Annotated in this window: 14 protein-coding genes, 2 rRNA genes and 1 pseudogene (1 of these 17 only partly in view); 13 read left to right on the top strand and 4 right to left on the bottom strand. The window is 71.8% G+C overall.

The window, feature by feature from the left end; all coding sequences use genetic code 11:
• The 4 genes and pseudogenes from ACXNSR_RS09695 to ACXNSR_RS09680 form a co-directional block, all read left to right on the top strand.
• Positions 1-2,156 (top strand): 23S ribosomal RNA (locus tag ACXNSR_RS09695) (it extends 968 nt beyond the left edge of the window).
• Positions 2,157-2,262: 106 nt separating this feature from the next.
• Positions 2,263-2,379, top strand: a 5S ribosomal RNA gene (rrf, locus tag ACXNSR_RS09690).
• Between the two features lie 156 nt (positions 2,380-2,535).
• Positions 2,536-3,639: pseudogene (locus tag ACXNSR_RS09685) on the top strand (hypothetical protein); the annotation flags it as partial.
• A gap of 372 nt (positions 3,640-4,011) precedes the next feature.
• The gene (locus ACXNSR_RS09680) at positions 4,012-4,821 is read left to right on the top strand and encodes a hypothetical protein (RefSeq protein ID WP_458643250.1); all 810 of its coding nucleotides are present in this window, start codon (positions 4,012-4,014) and stop codon (positions 4,819-4,821) included.
• 67 nt (positions 4,822-4,888) lie between these two features.
• On the opposite strand, the gene ACXNSR_RS09675 is transcribed toward ACXNSR_RS09680, so the two are convergent.
• Entirely contained in the window at positions 4,889-6,160 is a 1,272-nt protein-coding gene (locus ACXNSR_RS09675) for a DUF1015 family protein (protein WP_458641692.1), read from the bottom strand.
• Between the two features lie 114 nt (positions 6,161-6,274).
• On the opposite strand from ACXNSR_RS09675, the gene ACXNSR_RS09670 reads away from it, so the two are divergent.
• From ACXNSR_RS09670 to ACXNSR_RS09655, 4 genes are all read left to right on the top strand, one after another.
• Complete coding sequence (locus tag ACXNSR_RS09670) at positions 6,275-7,354, top strand: HAD hydrolase-like protein (protein WP_458641691.1); 1,080 nt, start codon at positions 6,275-6,277, stop codon at positions 7,352-7,354.
• A gap of 50 nt (positions 7,355-7,404) precedes the next feature.
• Positions 7,405-8,472: a FecCD family ABC transporter permease gene (locus tag ACXNSR_RS09665; RefSeq protein WP_458641690.1), complete on the top strand. Its 1,068-nt coding sequence runs from the start codon at positions 7,405-7,407 to the stop codon at positions 8,470-8,472.
• A gap of 71 nt (positions 8,473-8,543) precedes the next feature.
• Positions 8,544-9,563 carry a FecCD family ABC transporter permease gene (locus ACXNSR_RS09660; protein ID WP_458643249.1) on the top strand — a complete coding sequence of 340 codons (1,020 nt, stop codon included), beginning with the start codon at positions 8,544-8,546 and terminating at the stop codon, positions 9,561-9,563.
• Between the two features lie 20 nt (positions 9,564-9,583).
• Complete coding sequence (locus ACXNSR_RS09655) at positions 9,584-10,390, top strand: ABC transporter ATP-binding protein (RefSeq protein ID WP_458643248.1); 807 nt, start codon at positions 9,584-9,586, stop codon at positions 10,388-10,390.
• Positions 10,391-10,505: 115 nt separating this feature from the next.
• Here the strand turns inward: ACXNSR_RS09655 and ACXNSR_RS09650 are convergent, their stop codons facing one another.
• Entirely contained in the window at positions 10,506-10,853 is a 348-nt protein-coding gene (locus tag ACXNSR_RS09650; protein ID WP_458641689.1) for an SCP2 sterol-binding domain-containing protein, read from the bottom strand.
• 64 nt (positions 10,854-10,917) lie between these two features.
• Here ACXNSR_RS09650 and ACXNSR_RS09645 point away from each other — a divergent pair, with 64 nt between their 5' ends.
• The 5 genes from ACXNSR_RS09645 to ACXNSR_RS09625 all read left to right on the top strand — a co-directional run bounded on the left by ACXNSR_RS09645 (position 10,918) and on the right by ACXNSR_RS09625 (position 16,445).
• Positions 10,918-11,187 carry a hypothetical protein gene (locus tag ACXNSR_RS09645; protein WP_458641688.1) on the top strand — a complete coding sequence of 90 codons (270 nt, stop codon included), beginning with the start codon at positions 10,918-10,920 and terminating at the stop codon, positions 11,185-11,187.
• A 7-nt stretch (positions 11,188-11,194) separates the two neighbouring features.
• A complete protein-coding gene (locus ACXNSR_RS09640) occupies positions 11,195-12,010 on the top strand; it encodes a TlyA family RNA methyltransferase (protein ID WP_458641687.1) in 816 nt (271 codons plus the stop codon).
• A complete protein-coding gene (locus tag ACXNSR_RS09635; protein ID WP_458641686.1) occupies positions 12,007-12,951 on the top strand; it encodes an NAD kinase in 945 nt (314 codons plus the stop codon). Before ACXNSR_RS09640 ends, ACXNSR_RS09635 begins: the two co-directional genes overlap by 4 nt.
• 436 nt (positions 12,952-13,387) lie before the next feature.
• Positions 13,388-15,112 carry a DNA repair protein RecN gene (recN, locus tag ACXNSR_RS09630; RefSeq protein WP_458643247.1) on the top strand — a complete coding sequence of 575 codons (1,725 nt, stop codon included), beginning with the start codon at positions 13,388-13,390 and terminating at the stop codon, positions 15,110-15,112.
• 205 nt (positions 15,113-15,317) lie between these two features.
• On the top strand, positions 15,318-16,445 hold the full coding sequence (locus tag ACXNSR_RS09625) for a glycosyltransferase family 4 protein (protein ID WP_458641685.1): 1,128 nt from the start codon (positions 15,318-15,320) through the stop codon (positions 16,443-16,445).
• Positions 16,446-16,643: 198 nt separating this feature from the next.
• Here the strand turns inward: ACXNSR_RS09625 and ACXNSR_RS09620 are convergent, their stop codons facing one another.
• Complete coding sequence (locus ACXNSR_RS09620) at positions 16,644-18,263, bottom strand: PucR family transcriptional regulator (RefSeq protein ID WP_458641684.1); 1,620 nt, start codon at positions 18,261-18,263, stop codon at positions 16,644-16,646.
• 35 nt (positions 18,264-18,298) lie between these two features.
• A complete protein-coding gene (locus tag ACXNSR_RS09615) occupies positions 18,299-19,681 on the bottom strand; it encodes an FAD-binding oxidoreductase (protein WP_458641683.1) in 1,383 nt (460 codons plus the stop codon).
• Between the last annotated feature and the right edge of the window lie 22 nt (positions 19,682-19,703).

Raw genomic sequence — 19,703 nt, 5'->3', positions numbered from 1 at the left:
GCACTGGATAGGCGATGGGCCCTACCGGGTTACTGACCTTAGCCAAACTCCGAATGCCGGTAAGTGAGAGCACGGCAGTGAGACTGTGGGGGATAAGCTCCATGGTCGAGAGGGAAACAGCCCAGAGCATCGACTAAGGCCCCTAAGCGTACGCTAAGTGGGAAAGGATGTGGAGTCGCAGAGACAACCAGGAGGTTGGCTTAGAAGCAGCCACCCTTGAAAGAGTGCGTAATAGCTCACTGGTCAAGTGATTCCGCGCCGACAATGTAGCGGGGCTCAAGCGTACCGCCGAAGTCGTGTCATTGCAGCAATAGGGCCAACGCCTGCTGTGATGGGTAGGGGAGCGTCGTGTGCCGGGTGAAGCAGCAGCGGAAGCTAGTTGTGGACGGTTCACGAGTGAGAATGCAGGCATGAGTAGCGATACACACGTGAGAAACGTGTGCGCCGATTGACTAAGGGTTCCTGGGTCAAGCTGATCTGCCCAGGGTAAGTCGGGACCTAAGGCGAGGCCGACAGGCGTAGTCGATGGACAACCGGTTGATATTCCGGTACCCGCTTTGAAACGCCCAATATCGAATCAGGCGATGCTAAGTCCGTGAAGCCGTTCCGGACCCTTCGGGGAAAGGAAAGTGGTGGAGCCGACGAACCAGACTTGTAGTAGGTAAGCGATGGGGTGACGCAGGAAGGTAGTCCAGCCCGGGCGGTGGTTGTCCCGGGGTAAGGGTGTAGGCCGAGGGGTAGGCAAATCCGTCCCTCATACAAGGCTGAGACCTGATGCCGAGCCGATTGTGGTGAAGTGGATGATCCTATGCTGTCGAGAAAAGCCTCTAGCGAGTTTCATGGCGGCCCGTACCCTAAACCGACTCAGGTGGTCAGGTAGAGAATACCGAGGCGTTCGGGTGAACTATGGTTAAGGAACTCGGCAAAATGCCCCCGTAACTTCGGGAGAAGGGGGGCCATCACTGGTGATCGGACTTGCTCCGTGAGCTGGGGGTGGCCGCAGAGACCAGCGAGAAGCGACTGTTTACTAAAAACACAGGTCCGTGCGAAGCCGTAAGGCGATGTATACGGACTGACGCCTGCCCGGTGCTGGAACGTTAAGGGGACCGGTTAGTGACCTTTCGGGGTTGCGAAGCTGAGAACTTAAGCGCCAGTAAACGGCGGTGGTAACTATAACCATCCTAAGGTAGCGAAATTCCTTGTCGGGTAAGTTCCGACCTGCACGAATGGCGTAACGACTTCTCGACTGTCTCAACCATAGGCCCGGTGAAATTGCACTACGAGTAAAGATGCTCGTTTCGCGCAGCAGGACGGAAAGACCCCGGGACCTTTACTACAGTTTGATATTGGTGTTCGGTTCGGCTTGTGTAGGATAGGTGGGAGACTTTGAAGCAGCCACGCCAGTGGTTGTGGAGTCGCCGTTGAAATACCACTCTGGTCGTGCTGGATGTCTAACCTCGGTCCGTGATCCGGATCAGGGACAGTGTCTGATGGGTAGTTTAACTGGGGCGGTTGCCTCCCAAAGGGTAACGGAGGCGCCCAAAGGTTCCCTCAGCCTGGTTGGCAATCAGGTGTTGAGTGTAAGTGCACAAGGGAGCTTGACTGTGAGACCGACGGGTCGAGCAGGGACGAAAGTCGGGACTAGTGATCCGGCGGTGGCTTGTGGAAGCGCCGTCGCTCAACGGATAAAAGGTACCCCGGGGATAACAGGCTGATCTTCCCCAAGAGTCCATATCGACGGGATGGTTTGGCACCTCGATGTCGGCTCGTCGCATCCTGGGGCTGGAGTCGGTCCCAAGGGTTGGGCTGTTCGCCCATTAAAGCGGTACGCGAGCTGGGTTTAGAACGTCGTGAGACAGTTCGGTCCCTATCCGCTGTGCGCGTAGGAATATTGAGAAGGGCTGTCCCTAGTACGAGAGGACCGGGACGGACGAACCTCTGGTGTGCCAGTTGTCCTGCCAAGGGCATGGCTGGTTGGCTACGTTCGGGAGGGATAACCGCTGAAAGCATCTAAGCGGGAAGCCTGCTTCAAGATGAGTATTCCCACCTCCTTGAGAGGGTAAGGCTCCCAGTAGACGACTGGGTTGATAGGCCAGATGTGGAAGCCCGGTAACGGGTGAAGCTGACTGGTACTAATAGGCCGAGGGCTTGTCCTCAGTTGCTCGCGTCCACTGTGTTAGTTCTGAAGCAACGAACAGTTGCTGGTTTCTAGAGCTAGAACATAACTACAAAGTGTGCTTGTTCGCTCGAAACCGATAGGGTTTCGGTGGTCATAGCGTTAGGGAAACGCCCGGTTACATTCCGAACCCGGAAGCTAAGCCTTTCAGCGCCGATGGTACTGCAGGGGGGACCCTGTGGGAGAGTAGGACGCCGCCGAACAATCTTTCAAAGGACCCTTGGTCCAGCGTTCAACGCTGGACCAAGGGTCCTTTTTTGTTTTTACCTCTTTACGCCGAAGCGCGGCCATGGGTTGGTTGCGCGAGAATGACTAGCGGTACCCCGAAGACAGGAGTCACACCCATGTCCAACTCTCCCGACGATCGTCCGGAGCGCGAGCCTCGTCGCAACGACGGTGGTGACAGGGGCGGCTACCGCGGGGGCCGTGACGACCGTGGTGGCGACCGCCCCCCGTTCCGTCGTGACGACCGTGGTACCAGCGGCCGGCCGTCCAGTGGCGGTGGCGGCTTCCGCCGTGATGACCGTGGTGGTCGCCCGGCCGGCGGCGGTGGCGGCGGTTTCCGTCGTGACGACCGCGGTGGCGACCGTCCGTCCTACCCGCGCCGTGACGACGACCGTGGCGGCCGTCCCTCCGGTGGTGGCGGCGGTTTCCGCCGTGACGACCGTGGCGGCGACCGTCCCAGCTTCCCGCGTCGCGATGACCGCGGTGGCGACCGTCCGTCGTACCCCCGTCGTGACGATGACCGTGGTGGGTTCCGTGGCGGTCGTGACGACCGTGGCGGCGACCGTCCGTCCTACCCGCGTCGCGATGACCGCGGTGGCGACCGTCCGTCGTACCCCCGTCGTGACGATGACCGTGGTGGGTTCCGTGGCGGTCGTGACGACCGTGGCGGCGACCGTCCGTCCTACCCGCGTCGTGACGACCGTGGTGGCGACCGTCCGTCGTACCCCCGTCGTGATGACGACCGTGGCGGCTACCGCGGCGGTCGTGACGACCGCGGTGGTGACCGCCCGTCCTACCCGCGCCGCGACGACCGCCCCTCGTACCCCCGTCGTGATGACGACCGCGGGGGCCGTCCCTCCGGTGGTGGCGGCGGTTTCCGCCGCGACGACCGTGGTGGCGACCGTCCGTCCTACCCCCGTCGTGACGACCGCGGTGGCGACCGTCCCTCGTACCCGCGCCGTGATGACGACCGTGGTGGCTACCGCGGCGGTCGTGACGACCGCGGTGGTGACCGTCCGTCCTACCCGCGCCGTGACGACCGCGGTGGCGACCGTCCCTCGTACCCGCGCCGTGACGATGACCGTGGTGGGTTCCGTGGCGGTCGTGACGACCGTGGCGGCGACCGCCCCAGCTACCCCCGTCGCGATGACCGCGGTGGCGACCGTCCCTCGTACCCGCGCCGTGATGACGAGCGTGGCGGCTACCGTGGCGGTCGTGACGACCGTGGTGGCGACCGCCCGTCCTACCCGCGTCGCGACGACCGGGGCGGCGACCGTGGTGGCTACCGCGGTGGGCGTGACGACCGTGGCGGCGACCGTCCCTCGTACCCGCGCCGTGATGACGAGCGTGGCGGCTACCGTGGCGGTCGTGACGACCGTGGTGGCGACCGCCCGTCCTACCCGCGTCGCGACGACCGGGGCGGCGACCGCGGTGGGTTCCGTGGTGGCCGTGACGATCGCGGTGGTGACCGTGGTGGCTACCGTGGTCGCGATGACCGTGGCGGCGACCGTGACTTCCGCGCGGACCGTGACCGGGACCCGGTCAAGCGGCTTCCGATCGACGAGGACGTCACCGGCCTCGAGATCGACGCCGATGTCCGTCAGGAGCTGCTGAGCCTGCCCAAGGGCCTGGCCGAAGAGGTTTCCAAGAACCTCGTCATGGTCGCCCGGCTGATCGACGAGGAGCCCGAGCAGGCGTACGCGTACTCGCGCATCGCCCTGCGGCTGGCCTCCCGCGTCGCCGCCGTCCGCGAGGCCGCCGGCTTCGCCGCCTACGCCACGCAGAAGTACAGCGAGGCCCTCGCCGAGTTCCGCGCCGCCAAGCGCATGACCGGCTCGGTCGAGCTGTGGCCCGTCATGGCCGACTGCGAGCGCGGCCTCGGCCGTCCGGAGCGGGCGCTGGCCATGGCCGGCGAGCCCGAGGTGCAGAAGCTGGACAAGGCCGGTCAGGTCGAGATGCGTCTGGTCGCGGCCGGTGCCCGGCGGGACCAGGGGCAGCTCGAAGCGGCCATCGTGACCCTGCAGAGCCCGGAGCTGGCCTCCAACTCGGTCCAGCCGTGGACCGCGCGCCTGCGGTACGCCTACGCCGACGCCCTGCTGGCCGCCGGTCGTGAGGACGAGGCGCGCGAGTGGTTCGCCAAGACCCTCGAAGCGGACAAGGACGGGGCCACCGACGCCTCCGACCGTCTCGCCGAGCTCGACGGTGTCGAGTTCGTCGACGCCTCGATGGACCTTTCCGACCTCGCCGAGGACGAGAACGAGGGCGACGACGACCAGGACGACGAGGACGCGGCGGAGATCGCCGCGGCCGAGCGCGCCGCCGACGTCACCGAGTACTACGACGAGGACGACGAGGAGTACGAGCCGCTGGAGCAGTCCGAGGCCGACGCCGAGGCCGACGCCGAGGGCGACAAGGCCTGAGGCACGGTGACATGAAGAAGGGCGGTACCCCGGCCGGGGTACCGCCCTTCTTCATGTCCGGAAGTCGTCAGCCCAGGCCGCGCAGGACCAGGCCGGTGGCCGGTTTCGGTCCGAAGGACGTGGACTTGCGGGGCATGGTGACGCCCTGGCGGGCCAGGTCCCGTACGACTTCCTCGCGTACGGGATGCAGCAGGACCGCCGTGCCGCCGTGCCGCTCGGCCATGGCCACGGTGGCCGGGGCGTCGTGGATGTAGGTGATCTGGTCCGGGGCGTCCGGAATGTGCCAGAGGGCGTCGAGCAGCGTCGCGTGCAGGACGGTGGCGTCCAGCCGGCGCCAGGCCTCGGGGCGGTCGTGGCGGACCGTGGTGTCCAGGAGCGCCAGGTCGGGGTCGGTGACCAGGTGGAAGGCACCGTCACCGGCGAGCAGGAAGGCGTTGCCGCGCTCCGCGGCGTCCGCGAGGGCGTCCAGCGCCAGCGGGAGCGGTCCGTCGACGGGGCGGACGCGGAAGTGGCCGTCGAGGGCGGCGAGGGCGTCCGCGACCGGGAGGCGGCGCAGCATCCGGTGGATGGCGCGGACCTGGAGCGGATAGCGGGCGGTGTCCACGAGCAGGACCAGGCCGAAGTCCCAGGGGGTGGGGGAGGCGTGCTCCTCCTGGAGGCGCAGGTACGTCGCCCAGCGGTGGTGGCCGTCGGCGATCAGTGCCTGGCGGTGGCTCAGGTCCGCCGTGACGGTGGCGAGCTCGGCGGGATCCGTGATGGCCCACAGGCGGTGCTGGAAGCCGTCCTCGGTGGTGGTCGACAGCAGGGGGGCGAGCTGGGCGGTCCGTTCGACGACCGCGGCCGCTCCCGTGCCGGGCTCGTCGCCCCGGTAGGTGAGCAGGAGGGGTTCGAGGTTGGCGGAGGTGGCCCGCATCAGGCCCGCCCGGTCGGTGACCACGTCCGGCATGACGTCCTCGTGGGGCAGGACGATGCCGGCGTCGGCGGTGGACAGGGCGAGGGCGCCGATGAGGCCGCGCTGGAGCAGGCCGGCCCGGCGCTGCTCGTACACGTAGAGCGCGGGCTCGGGGTCGGCGCTCAGGATGCCCTTGGCCAGCCAGTCGTGCAGGGTGCGCGCGGCCTGCTCGTTGCGCGCGGCCGGGGTACCCGCCTGCGGGAGGATCAGGCGGACGATGTTGTGCGGGTCGGCGGATTCGAGGTGGTCGACTCCGTCGGGACGCACGACCACGTCGTACGGCGGCGAGGTGACGGCGGCGAGGCTGCCGACACGCTCGGGGACGTAGCGCAGGCCATGGAACGGGATCAGGCGCAGCCCGTGCCCCGCAGTACCGGAAGTGGTCATTGGTGCATGGTAAGACGCGTCTTGCCATGCGGGATGATCGGGGCAGGTACGGAATTGGACAAGATCGATCTCCTCCCGGCCACCGCCGGGAGGGGCTCAGGAGGAGCGGACAGGATGACCCGGCAGAGCAGGACCAGTCCCGCGGCGAGTGAGCAGAGTCTGCACCAGGCGTACGACACCGCGCTGCTGGATCTGGACGGGGTGGTGTACGCGGGCGGTGAGGCCATCGCCCACGCGGTGGAGTCCCTCGCCGCGGCCCGGGCGGACGGGATGCACCTCGCGTACGTCACGAACAACGCGCTGCGGACCCCGGACGCGGTCGCGGAGCACCTGGGTGAGCTGGGCATTCCGACGGAGGCGGCCGAGGTGATCACCTCGGCGCAGGCGGTGGCCCGGCTGATCGCGGAGCAGGTGGAGCCGGGGTCGAAGGTGCTGGTGATCGGTGGGGAAGGGCTGCGGGTCGCGCTGCGCGAGCGGGGTCTGGTGCCGGTGGAGTCGGCCGACGAGGAGGGGCTCGCGGCGGTCGTCCAGGGGTACGGGGGCCCCGACCTGCCGTGGGGGCGGTTCGCGGAGGCCTCTTACGCGATCAACCGCGGGGTGCCGTGGTTCGCGTCCAACACCGACCTGACGATTCCGGGGGCGCGGGGGATCGCGCCGGGCAACGGGGCCGCCGTGGAGGTCGTACGGATCGCGACGGGTGCGGAGCCGCAGGTGGCGGGCAAGCCGCTGCCCCCGATGCACCGGGAGACGGTGCTGCGCACCGGGGCGCGGCGGCCGCTGGTGGTGGGGGACCGGCTGGACACCGACATCGAGGGGGCCTTCAACGGGGAGGTGGACTCGCTGCTGGTGCTGACCGGGGTCACGGACGCGGAGCAGCTGCTGCGGGCCGAGCCCAGGCACCGTCCGACCTATGTGGACCGGGACCTGCGGGGGTTGCTGGCCGGGCAGCCGGAAGTGGAGCCGTGCGCGGAGGGTTTCCGCTGTGGCGGCTGGACGGCGGTCGCGACGAACGGCGGTGTGCTGGAGCTGCGCGAAGCCGGAGAGACCGGAGAGACCGGAGAGGGGGGAGAAGCCGGGGAGGGCGGCGATCCGCTCGACGGGCTGCGGGCGCTGTGCGCGGCTGCCTGGACGGTGGCCGGGGACGGGTCCTGCACGTTCGACGCGGCGAAGGCGCTGGCCAGGCTGGGTCTTTAAGGGCGGTCCGGGGGATCCGCCTGTGCGGAAGGTAGGTTAGCCTAACCTGCGTGTTGGTCGAGAGTCCCCCTGAACCCGAACGGAGCGCGGCGCCCGACGAGGGCGCCGACACCTCCGTAGCCCGCCCGCGCCATGCCGCGCGCGCCGCCGGTCTGCTCGCCGCTCTCGCGGTGCTGGCCCTGATCGCCGTCGTGAGCATCGGCGTGGGCGCCAAGCCGATGTCCCTGGACGAGGTCTGGCACGGCCTGTTCGCCTACGCGGGTACGCCCGCCGACGTGGTGGTGCGGGATCTGCGGATCCCGCGCACCCTGCTCGGGCTGATGGTCGGGCTCGGGCTCGGCCTGTCCGGTGCCGTGATGCAGGCGCTGACCCGCAACCCGCTGGCCGAGCCCGGCATCCTCGGCGTCAACGCGGGTGCCGCGGCCGCCGTGGTCTCCGCGATCAGCTTCTTCGGTGCGACGTCGTTGAACGAGTTCGTGTGGTGGGCCTTCCTCGGCGCCGCCTTCGTCTCGGTCCTCGTGTACGTGCTCGGCGGCAGCCGCAGTGCGACCCCGGTGCGCCTCGCGCTCGCCGGTACGGCGGCCAGCGCGGCGCTCGTCGGCTACATCAACGCCGTGCAGCTGATGGACAGCAAGGCGCTGGACAAGCTGCGCTTCTGGACGGTGGGTTCGCTGGCCTCGGCCAACATGGACACCGTCCGGCAGGTGGCCCCCTTCCTGCTCGTCGGCGCGGTGCTCGCGCTGCTGCTGGGCCGGCCGCTCAACGCGATGGCGATGGGCGACGACACGGCGCGGGCGCTCGGCGCCCACCTGACGCGGACCCGGATCGGCGCCATGGTCGCCATCACCCTGCTGTGCGGTGCGGCGACCGCCGCGTGCGGTCCCATCGTGTTCATCGGGCTGATGGTGCCGCACCTCGTCCGGGCCTTCACCGGTCCCGACATGCGCTGGGTGCTCGCGTACTCGGCCGTCCTGTCGCCGGTCCTGCTGCTCGGCTCCGACATCGTCGGCCGTGTCGTCACCCGGCCCGCCGAACTGCAGGTCGGCGTCGTGACCGCGCTCATCGGCGGCCCGGTCTTCATCTACCTGGTTCGGCGCAAGAGGATGGCCCAGCTGTGACCGCGACCGCGCCCACCCCCGTGACCGCTACCGACACCCCCGGCAAGAGCCGCCGCTCCGGCCCCCGCCCGATGCGCCTGCCCGGTGGGGTCTCGCTGCGCGTCGAGCGGCGCGCCCTGGCCGTCGGGCTCCTGCTGACCGTCGCGGCGCTCGCGATGGCCGTCGTGCTCATCGGCACCGGCGACTTCCGGATCGCGCCGTGGGACGTCGTGCAGACCCTGCTCGGCAACGGCACCCCCGCCACCGACTTCATCGTCAACGACCTGCGGCTGCCGCGGGTCCTGGTCGCGCTGCTCGTCGGTGCGGCGCTCGGGATCTCCGGAGCCGTCTTCCAGTCCGTCTCCCGCAACCCGCTGGGCTCCCCGGACATGCTCGGCTTCGGCTACGGCTCGGCGGTCGGCGCGCTCGTCGTCATCGTCCTGTTCAAGGGCGGCGCCACCGAGGTCGCGGTCGGCGCGCTGCTCGGCGGTCTGCTGGCCGGAGTCCTCGTCTACCTGCTCGCCTACAAGCAGGGCATCCAGGGCTACCGGCTGGTGCTGGTCGGCATCGGCGCCTCCGCCATCCTGATCGCCGTGATCCAGTACCTGATCACGAAGGCCCAGCTGATCGAGGCCACCCGCGCCATGGTCTGGCTGACCGGGTCGCTGGCCGGCCGGGACTGGGCGCAGGTGTGGCCGCTGCTCGCGGTGTGCGCGGTGCTCTTCCCGCTGGTCCTCGGGCAGGGCCGGGCCCTGCGGATGATGGAGATGGGCGACGACGCCGCGTACGCGCTCGGCGTGCGGGTGGAGCGGACGCGGATGCTGCTGATGCTCGCGGCGGTCGTGCTCACCACGGCGGCGAGCGCCGCGGCCGGGCCCATCAGCTTCGTCGCGCTGGCCGCGCCGCAGCTGGCCCGGCGACTGACCCGCTCGCCCGGAGGGAACCTGCTGAACGCCGCCCTGATGGGCTCGGTGCTGCTGATGGTGTCCGACTGGGCCTCGCAGCGGGCCTTCGGTTCCGACCAGCTGCCGGTGGGTGTGGTGACCGGCCTCGTCGGCGGTGTCTACCTGCTCTGGCTGCTCGTCACCGAGCGCAAGGCGGGACGTATATGAACCTGATGAGGAGTACCCAAGTGCAGCGGCTTACCGCGGAGAACGTGACCCTCGGCTACGACCAGCGGGTCATCGCGGAGAACCTGTCGGTGGAGATCCCCGACAACTCCTTCACGGTGATCGTCGGCCCCAACGCCTGCGGCAAGTCCACGCTGCTGCGGGCCCTGTCGCGGATGCTGAAGCCGTCCACCGGGCGGGTGCTGCTGGACGGGCAGGCCATCGGGTCGATGCCCGCGAAGAAGGTCGCCAAGACCCTGGGCCTGCTCCCGCAGTCCTCGATCGCGCCCGATGGCATCACGGTGGCCGACCTGGTCTCGCGCGGCCGGTACCCGCACCAGGGGCTGCTGCGGCAGTGGTCGGCCGAGGACGAGCGGATCGTGAACGAGTCGATGGCCTCGACGGGGGTCGCCGAGCTCGCAGACCGGGCCGTGGACGAGCTGTCCGGCGGACAGCGCCAGCGCGTGTGGATCGCGATGGCGCTGGCCCAGCAGACGCCGCTGCTGCTGCTCGACGAGCCGACGACGTACCTGGACATCCAGCACCAGATCGACGTGCTGGACCTGTGCGCGGAGCTGCACGAGACGCAGGGGCGGACGCTGGTGGCGGTGCTGCACGACCTGAACCACGCGGCCCGGTACGCCACGCACCTGATCGCGATGCGGGCCGGGAAGGTCGTCGCGGAGGGGCCGCCGGCCGAGGTGGTGACGGCGGAACTCGTGGAGAAGGTGTTCGGGCTGCGCTGCCAGGTGATCCCGGATCCGGAGACGGGGACGCCGCTGGTGGTTCCGGCGGCGCGCAAGGCCCGTGCGGTGGCCCCGGCGGAGTAGCCCCCGGCCGGGCGGGCGGTGCCGTGCCGCATGGCGCGTGCGGCGCCGTTGCCGGGGGTGCTGCCCCCGGACCCCCGCGCCTCAAACGCCGGCGAGGCTGAAAAGACCGGCGGGGCTAGAGCATGCTCTTGAGGCGGAGCAGGTCCCGGAAGCCGGCTTCCAGGCGGACCCGGCCCGAGGCCCAGGCCTTCGCGAACTTCAGCTCGCCCGCGACCAGCGCCACGAGGTCGTCGCCCGTCATCGCGAGCCTGATCTCGGCCTTCGTCGCGGGCGGGCCCGGAGCGACCGCGTCCACCCGGATCCGGCCCGCGTCGAGGCGGCCCGTGAACGTCTGGTCCAGGTCGGTGATGTGGCAGCTCAGGGAACGGTCGAACGCGGCCGCGCCGCGTACGGCGCCGTCGGCCCGCGCGAGATTGCCGGAGAGGTTGTCGAGTGCTTCGCGGCACTCCTGGATCGTAGCCATCGTGATCACGACCGTACCGCAGAGCCATGCGTGGTCGCGGGGCGCTTCGGGGTAGCGTCGGGGCATGACCGACGAAGCCGCCGACCCCCGAGTCGATGCCTCCGCCGAGCCCGCCGAGCCCGCAGAGCCGGCCGGGCCCGTGGCGCTGGGCGTCGTACGCACGCCCACCGGCCACGCCGGCGTGGACGCGCACCTGGCGCGCCTGGCGGACGCGGACCACCTCGCGGCGGACGGACACGTCGAGGTGTACGAGGATGTCCACCGGGGGCTGCGCGAGGCGCTGACCGCGCTGGACGCACCGCCCGTCCCCGGACCGTACGAAAACAGGAGCTGAACCGAACGTGGCAGGAGTGGCACGCCGCCGCCTGGACGCCGAACTGGTACGCCGCAGCATGGCCCGCTCGCGCGAGCACGCCGCGCAGCTGATCGCCGCGGGCCGGGTGACCGTCGGCGGCACCACCGCGACCAAGGCGGCCACCCAGGTCGAGACCAGCGCGGCCCTCGTGGTCCTCAAGGACGACGCAGACCCCGACTACGTCTCGCGCGGCGGCCACAAGCTGGCCGGTGCGCTGGCGGCCTTCCAGCCGCAGGGGCTGGTCGTCGAGGGCCGCCGGGCGCTGGACGCAGGCGCCTCCACCGGCGGCTTCACCGACGTGCTGCTGCGCTCGGGCGTGGCCCACGTGATGGCCGTGGACGTCGGCTACGGGCAGCTGGCCTGGTCGCTGCAGAGCGACGACCGGGTCACCGTCAAGGACCGCACGAACGTGCGCGAGCTGACGGTGGAACAGCTCGACGGGGTCCCGGTCGACCTGGTCGTCGGTGACCTGTCGTTCATTTCCATCGGTCTGGTGCTGCCGGCGCTGGTGCGCTGCTGCGCGCCGGACGCGGACCTGGTGCTGATGGTGAAGCCGCAGTTCGAGGTCGGCAAGGACCGGCTGGGCAGCGGCGGCGTGGTGCGCAGCCCCGAGCTGCGGGCCGAGGCGGTACGCGAGGTCGCGGCGCAGGCGGCGAAGCTGGGGCTGGGTGTCCTCGGGGTGACGGCGAGTCCGCTGCCGGGGCCGTCGGGGAACGTCGAGTACTTTCTGTGGCTGCGGGCGGGGGCACCGGCACTCGACCCGACGGATGTTGACCGTGCAGTGGCGGAGGGGCCGCAGTGACAGATTCAGCGGGTTCAGCGGGTACAGCGGGTTCACTTGTTTCGGGGGAGGGGCGGACGGTCTTCCTGCTCGCGCACACCGGGCGGCCGGCGGCCATCCGCAGCGCCGAGCTGGTCGTGCAGGGTCTGCTGAGGTGCGGACTGGGCGTTCGCGTCATGGAGCACGAGGCGGTGGACCTGCCGCTGCCCCCCGAGGTGGAGCTGGTCACCGAGTCCACCCCCGGGGTGCTCGACGGGTGTGAGCTGCTCATCGTCCTCGGTGGGGACGGGACCCTGCTGCGGGGCGCGGAGTTCGCGCGCGCCTCGGGGGTGCCGATGCTGGGCGTCAACCTGGGCCGGGTGGGGTTCCTCGCCGAGGCCGAGCGCGACGACCTGGACAAGGTCGTGGACCGGGTGGTGACGCGCTCGTACGAGGTCGAAGAGCGGATGACGCTCGACGTGATCGTGCGGACGAACGGCGACGTGGTCCACCGGGACTGGGCGCTGAACGAGGCCGCGGTCCAGAAGGTGTCCCCGGAGCGGATGCTGGAGGTGGTCCTGGAGATCGACGGGCGCCCGGTGACCGGCTTCGGCTGCGACGGGATCGTCTGCGCGACTCCGACGGGCTCCACGGCCTACGCCTTCTCCGCGGGCGGGCCGGTGGTCTGGCCGGAGGTGGAGGCCCTGCTGATGGTGCCGATCAGCGCGCACGCGCTGTTCGCGAAGCCGCTGGTGACCTCGCCGACGTCGGTGCTGGCGGTGGAGGTGCAGAACGGCACTCCGCACGGAGTGCTGTGGTGCGACGGGCGGCGCACGCTGGAGCTGCCCGCCGGGGCGCGGGTCGAGGTACGGCGCGGTGCGGTGCCGGTGCGGCTCGCGCGGCTGCACCACGCGTCCTTCACGGACCGGCTCGTCGCCAAGTTCGCGCTGCCGGTGTCGGGGTGGCGCGGCGCGCCGCACTGACGGGATCGCGGGGCGGCGGTTCCCGCCGGTCCGCCCCGCACCGGCCCGGCCGCCGCCGTGGACCTCGGCCTGTTCACCGCGCCGGCGCGGCCGGCGCCCGGCGGGCCGGCGCCGAACCGGGACCCGGACGGCTGCTCGATGGCGGCGGAGGCACCGGGGCCTTCCCGTCGGCCCGGGAGAAGGCGGCCGGTCTCGGGCTCTCGGAGGTGATCGAGACCCGCCCGGGCCGCAACCGCACCCGCGGCGGGTGCGCATGCCGTGCTCGTCGCCCGCGAGCCGAAATCGAGTTCGAAGCGGTTCCCGGTGTCTATCCCCGTGGCACGGTGGGGAGTTCGGCCGGGAGAGCGGTATTAGTGCATGCGTTCGAGAAACTCGGGGCGGGTGACGTCACATGGCACCCATGAAACCTCGGTATCGTCGTCCCGTGCTTGAGGAGATGCGGATACGGTCGCTCGGGGTCATCGACGACGCGGTGGTCGAGCTGTCGCCCGGATTCACCGCGGTGACCGGCGAGACCGGCGCGGGCAAGACGATGGTCGTCACCAGCCTCGGGCTGCTGCTCGGCGGTCGCGCCGACCCGGCCCTGGTGCGGATCGGGGCCAAGGCCGCGGTGGTCGAGGGCCGCATCGTCATGCGTCCCGACGCCCCCGCCGCCGTACGCGCCGAGGAGGCCGGGGCCGAGCTCGACGACGGCGCCCTGCTGATCAGCCGGACCGTGTCCGCCGAGGGCCGCTCGCGCGCCCACGTCGGCGGCCGCTCCGTGCCCGTCGGCCTGCTCGGCGAGCTCGCCGACGACCTGGTCGCCGTACACGGGCAGACCGACCAGCAGGGGCTGCTGCGCCCCGCCCGGCAGCGGCAGGCGCTCGACCGGTACGCCGGGGACGCCGTCGCCGTCCCGCTCGAGAAGTACGGCTCGGCCTACCGCAGGTTCCGCGCGGTCGCCGTCGAGCTGGAGGAGATCACCACCCGGGCCCGGGAACGGGCCCAGGAGGCGGACCTGCTGCGCTTCGGGCTGGACGAGATCGCGGCCGTGGAACCGGTGGCCGGCGAGGACGCCGAACTCGCGGCCGAGGCGGAGCGGCTCGGGCACGCCGAGTCGCTGGCCTCGGCGGCGCAGCTGGCGCACGGCGCGCTCGCGGGCAACCCCGAGGACCCGGAGGCGATCGACGCGAACATGCTCGTCGCGGGCGCCCACCGGGCACTGGAATCCGTACGCTCCCACGACCCGGCCCTCGGCTCGCTCGCCGAGCGGATCGGGGAGCTCGGCATCCTGCTGTCCGATGTGGCCGGGGAACTGGCGGGCTACGCCGACGACCTGGACGCCGATCCGCTGCGGCTGGCCGCGGTGGAGGAGCGGCGGGCCGCCCTGACGCAGCTCACCCGCAAGTACGGCTCCGAAGGCACCGTGGACGCCGTGCTGGAGTGGGCCGAACAGGGCGCGGCACGGCTGCTGGAACTGGACGGCGACGACGAGCGGATCACCGAGCTGACCGCCGAGCGCGACGGACTGCGCGGTGAACTCTCGCTGCTGGCACAGGCGTTGACGGATGCCCGGGTGGAGGCCGCGACCCGCTTCGCCTCCGCGGTGACGGCGGAACTGGCCTCGCTGGCGATGCCGCACGCCCGCGTGACCATCGACATCCGCCAGGCCGAGGACCCCGATGGAGTGGACGTGGACGGCCGCCCGGTCGCCTACGGCCCTTCGGGCGCCGACGAGGTCGAGCTGCTGCTGGCCCCGCACCCCGGAGCCCAGCCGCGGCCGATCGCCAAGGGCGCCTCGGGCGGTGAGCTGTCCCGGGTGATGCTGGCCGTCGAGGTCGTCTTCGCGGGCTCCGACCCGGTCCCCACCTACCTCTTCGACGAGGTCGACGCGGGCGTCGGCGGCAAGGCGGCGGTCGAGGTCGGCCGGCGGCTGGCCAAGCTGGCCAAGTCGGCGCAGGTCGTGGTCGTCACGCACCTGCCGCAGGTGGCGGCCTTCGCGGACCGGCAGCTGCTCGTCGAGAAGACCAACGACGGATCGGTCACCCGCAGCGGGGTCACCGTCCTGGAGGGCGAGGACCGGATCCGGGAGCTGTCGCGCATGCTCGCCGGCCACGAGGACTCGGCCTCGGCGCGGGCGCACGCCGAGGAACTTCTGGCGGCGGCGCGCGCGGACGCGTGAGACGCCCCGGCGAGGGCCTGGAACGCACGGCGTTCCGGGCCCTTCGCCATGGCCCCGGCCCGCCCGGAGATAGCCCTTGTGGGTGAGGCTGAGCGGCGTCCTGCGGTATCTCGTACGGGATCCGCACCCGTATGGTCCCGGAACGCGCGTGCGGACTGGCATCCTTGGCGACGTCTCTGACTCCCTCACCCTGGAGCTTCGGCCCGTGAGCAGCTCCCCGGTCTCCACCTCCCTTCCGGCCCAGCCCTACGGCCGGCCGCCGCTGCGCACCGTGCAGGTACTCGGCGGCGGCGCGGGCGCGGGCAGCAGCGCGCACGTACGCTCGCTCGCGACCGGCCTCGCCGCGCGCGGGGTACGGGTCACGGTGTGCGCGCCCGTCCAGGCGGAGGGGGAGTACGACTTCACCGGCGCCGGTGCGGAGTTCGCGCCCGACGCGGTCAGCGTGCTGCGGGCCGCCTGCGCCGGTGCGGACCTCGTGCACGCGCACGGTGTGCGCGCCGGGATGCGCGCCGCCCTGGCCATACGGGGGCGCCGGGTGCCGCTGGTGGTGAGCTGGCACGGTGACGGCCCCACGGCGGCGGGAGCGCTCGGACGGCTGGGCCGGTTGCTCGAACGGCACGTCGCGCGGGCCGCGGCGGTGGTGCTCGGGGCCTCCTCGGACCAGGTGGACGCCGCGCGGCTGCGGGGTGCCAGGGACGCGCGGCTGGCCCCGGTGGCCCTGCCGGCGGGCCCGGCGGGTCCGTCGGCCGAGGCCGACCCCGGCAAGGTACGCGCGGAACTCGGCGCGGTGGAACGGCCGCTGCTGATCGCCGTCGGCAGCCTGGTGCCGCACCGCGGGTACTCCGTACTGCTCGACGCGGCGCGGGAGTGGCGCCGCCTGGACCCCGCGCCGCTGCTGGTGATCGCGGGGGAGGGGCCGCTCCGGGCGGAGCTCGCCCGGCGGATCGAGGCGGAGCGGCTCCCGGTACGGCTGCTGGGGCGCCGCCGGGACGCGGTGCAGCTGCTGGCGGCGGCGGACCTGGCGGTCCTGCCCAGCCGCTGGGAGGCGCGGGCGCCGCTCGCGCAGGAAGCGCTGCGGGCGGGCGTGCCGCTGGTGGCCACGGCGGTGGGCGGTGTCCCGGAGCTGGTGGGGGACGGCGCGGTCCTGGTCCCGCCGGGAGAGGCGGGGCCGCTGGCCTCGGCCGTGACCGGCCTCCTGGCCGACCCGGACCGCCGGGCCGCGCTGGCCGTCGCGGGGCGCGTCCAGGCCGCGACGTGGCCGTCGGAGGACGACACGGTCGCCCAGGTCCTGTCGGTCTACGACGAACTGATGGAACGTACCCGCCGCCGCTAGCCTCCCGGCGGGGCTCGATTCGAGCCCCGCCGGCGATTGAGGCGCGGGTCCGGGCAGAGCCCGGGGAACGGTGGAAGGGCGGGTGGGGGACAGCCCCGCAGGGCACCCGTCCCCCCGCCCGGGCGTCGACGGACGGAGTCCGGCGCAGTGGCGCGAAGCCGGGGAGGCCCCCAGGGGCCGAGCCGTGCGAGCGGCGCGTCAGGAAGCCGTGTGCCGGCGGGCGCGGAGGGCCAGGCTCAGGGCGAGGACCGTTTCGGGGTCGTCCAGGTCCGTGCCGAGGAGCTCGGAGATGCGGGCCAGCCGGTTGTACAGCGTCTGCCGGTTCAGGTGCAGCTCGCGGGCCGTCTCCGCCTTGCGGCCCGCGTGCGCCAGGTACGTCTCCAGCGTGGGCAGGAGCGGCGGGCGCGACGCCGTGTCGTGCGTGCGCAGCGGCCCGATCGCGCGGTCCACGAAGGCGGCCAGGTCGGGGTGTTCGCGCAGCCGCCACAGCAGCAGGTCGATGTCCAGGCGGCGCGCGTCGTACCAGGGGCGCGCCGGCAGACCGTGCGCCGCCGTCGCCGTCTCCGCGGCGTGGCGCAGGCCCGCCGAGGCCGCCGCCCAGCCACCCGCCACGCCGACGACCACGGCCGGCGGGGCGTCGGCCCGGTCCAGGCCCGCGCGTTCGACGCCCGCCCGCAGCGCGGCCGAGACCCGGTCCGCCACCGCCGTACGCTCCGACTCCGCGCGCAGGGAGACCAGCAGCGGCACCCGGCCCTCGACCGGGCGGACACCCAGCAGGACCGGGACCCCGACCGACGAGAGCTCCTCCAGCACCGCACGGGCCAGGACGGCCCAGTTCCCGGACGGGCCCAGGTCCGAGGCCAGCCGCATCACCACCGGCAGCAGCGGACCGCCGCCCGGCTTGAAGCCCAGGACCCGGGCCTGCGCCGGGGCGTCCTCCGCCGAGATGCGGCCCTCCGCCAGGTCCGTCAGGAAGTCGCCGCGGCCGCGCGCCGCCAGTTCCTCCTCCTGCCGTGCCTGCATCAGGACCACGGCCAGGACGCCCGCCGTGCGTTCGGCCGCCATCCGGTGCACCGGGAGCAGCGGGGCCGAGACACCGACCAGGACGACCCGGGCCCGGACCGAGCCGGTGCCGTGGCCCCCGCCGGGCACGTCGATCACCACCGTGTTCGTGGCGGGTTCGGCCTCGCGCTGACCGCGTAGGCCCTCCCACACCTGGAGCGGGTCCGCGCCCGCGTCCCCGGCCGTGCTGCCGGCCGCGTACAGGAGTTGCCCGTCGGGGGTCTCCAGGAAGACCGGGTTCCCCGTGAAGTCGGCCAGGAGCCGCAGGACCTGCGGGATGCCCCCACTGCCCAGCAGGGCCTCCGTACAGCGGCGGTGGACCTCCTCGGCGCGCTGGAGCAGGGCGTAGTGGTGGTTGACGATCTCGGTGTGGACCTCCTCCGTGACCGCCACGAAGGGGACCTCCCGGTGGAGCTGGACCAGGGGCAGTCCCGCCGAGCGCGCCGTCTCCACGAGGGTCGCCGGGAGCCGGGTGAAGCGCGGGCCCAGTTCGACCACGAGGGCGGCGATCCCGCGGTCCGCGAGGCGGCGTACGAAGGCCCGCTGCTCGGCCGGCCGGGTGCCGAGGCCCAGGCCCGTGGTCAGCAGCAGCTCGCCGCCCTTGAGCAGGGACGCGATGTTCGGCACCTCGCCCGCGTGCACCCAGCGGACGGTCCGGCCCAGGCGGTCGGCGCAGGCCACCACCTCCGGCAGTCCGCCGCGCAGCCCCGGCAGCTCCAGTGCCCGCTGAACCGTGATCCCGCCCTGGTTTTCCATAGCGTGGGACGCTACCGGCCGATCCGCCTCCATCGTCAGGCGGGCTGGATGTTGTGGTTGAAGCGGAAGATGTTGTCGGGGTCGTACTGGCGCTTCAGCGCGGCCAGCCGCCGCATGTTCTCGGCTCCGAGACCGGAGACCACCCGCTCCACGCCCTCGTCGCCGGTGAAGTTGAGGTAGACCGCGCCGGTGCTCCACGGCCGGGCGTCGGCGCGGACGTCCTTGACCCACTGCCGGCAGCGTTCGTCGTCGGCGGCGTCCTCCCAGATCCCGAACGGGTGCACGGCCCACGGCGAGTCGCGGTACGGCACCGGGTAGTCGGCCGGGCCGGAGGCGATGGCGCCGCCCTGCGGGAAGACCAGGTGCTGGGTGCCGGTCGGTACCGGCATGGCCTCGGCGCGGGCGCAGAAGACGTCCACGAACGCGTCGGGGCAGCCGGTGAGGTACTCGGCCGACCAGTAGTTCCGCATGCCCGGCGGGTCGTCGATCATGCACTGGAGATCGGCGTACGGGATGGCCGTGACGATCTCCGACTCGTGGGGGATCGCCAGCAGTGGCTCGGCCAGCTTGCGCATCTCGTCCTCGGGGCCCGCGTAGGTCAGCAGCGCCCCGGCCAGCAGCCGCCCGACGAGGTGCTGCGGGACGAACTCCTCGGGCGGGCCGGTGAGGTAGAGGGCGGCGCCCGAGGCCTCGGGCGGTGCGGCCTCGATGACGTCCCGGTACGTACGGACCACCTCGGGCCCGCGCTCCGGCAGGTACAGCAGGAACGCGATCGACATGGCGGGCAGTTCGTACAGCCGCAGGGTGAGCGAGGTGGCGACGCCGAAGTTCCCGCCGCCGCCGTGCAGCCCCCAGAACAGCTCCGGGTGCTCCTCCGCGGTCGCGTGGACGACCTCGCCCTCGGCGGTGACCAGGTCCACGCCCAGCAGGTTGTCCACGGCCAGGCCGAACTTGCGGTCCAGCCAGCCGCTGCCGCCGCCCAGCACGTAACCGCCGACGCCGGTCGTGGAGGCGCGGCCGCCGGTCGTCGCCAGCCCGTACGGCTCGCAGGCCCGGTCCAGGTGGCTCATGGTGGCCCCGCCGTCGACGTGCGCGGCCCCGGCCGCCGGATGGACCGTCACCTCGTGCATGCGCCGCAGGTCCACGACGAGACCGCCGTCGTTGAGGGACATCCCGGCCACGCTGTGCCCGCCGCCGCGCACGGCGATGTTCAGGTCCAGATCCCTCGCGAAGCGCACCGCGGTCACCACGTCGGCCGTGCTCTCGCACTGGGCGATGACGGCGGGCCTGCGGTCGATCATCGCGTTGAAGAGGGTCCGGGCCTCGTCGTACCCCGGATCCTCCGGGGCGAAGACCTCGCCGGACAGATCCTCGCGGAGCGCGGTCAGGGCCGCGCCCGCCTTCGACAGGGGAGCCATGGCTGCCCCCTTCCACCGGAGG

Source organism: Streptomyces sp. NC-S4 (genome assembly GCF_054353315.1).
Note: the sequence above shows the minus strand (reverse complement) of the source record. Positions and strands in the feature narration are given on the sequence as shown.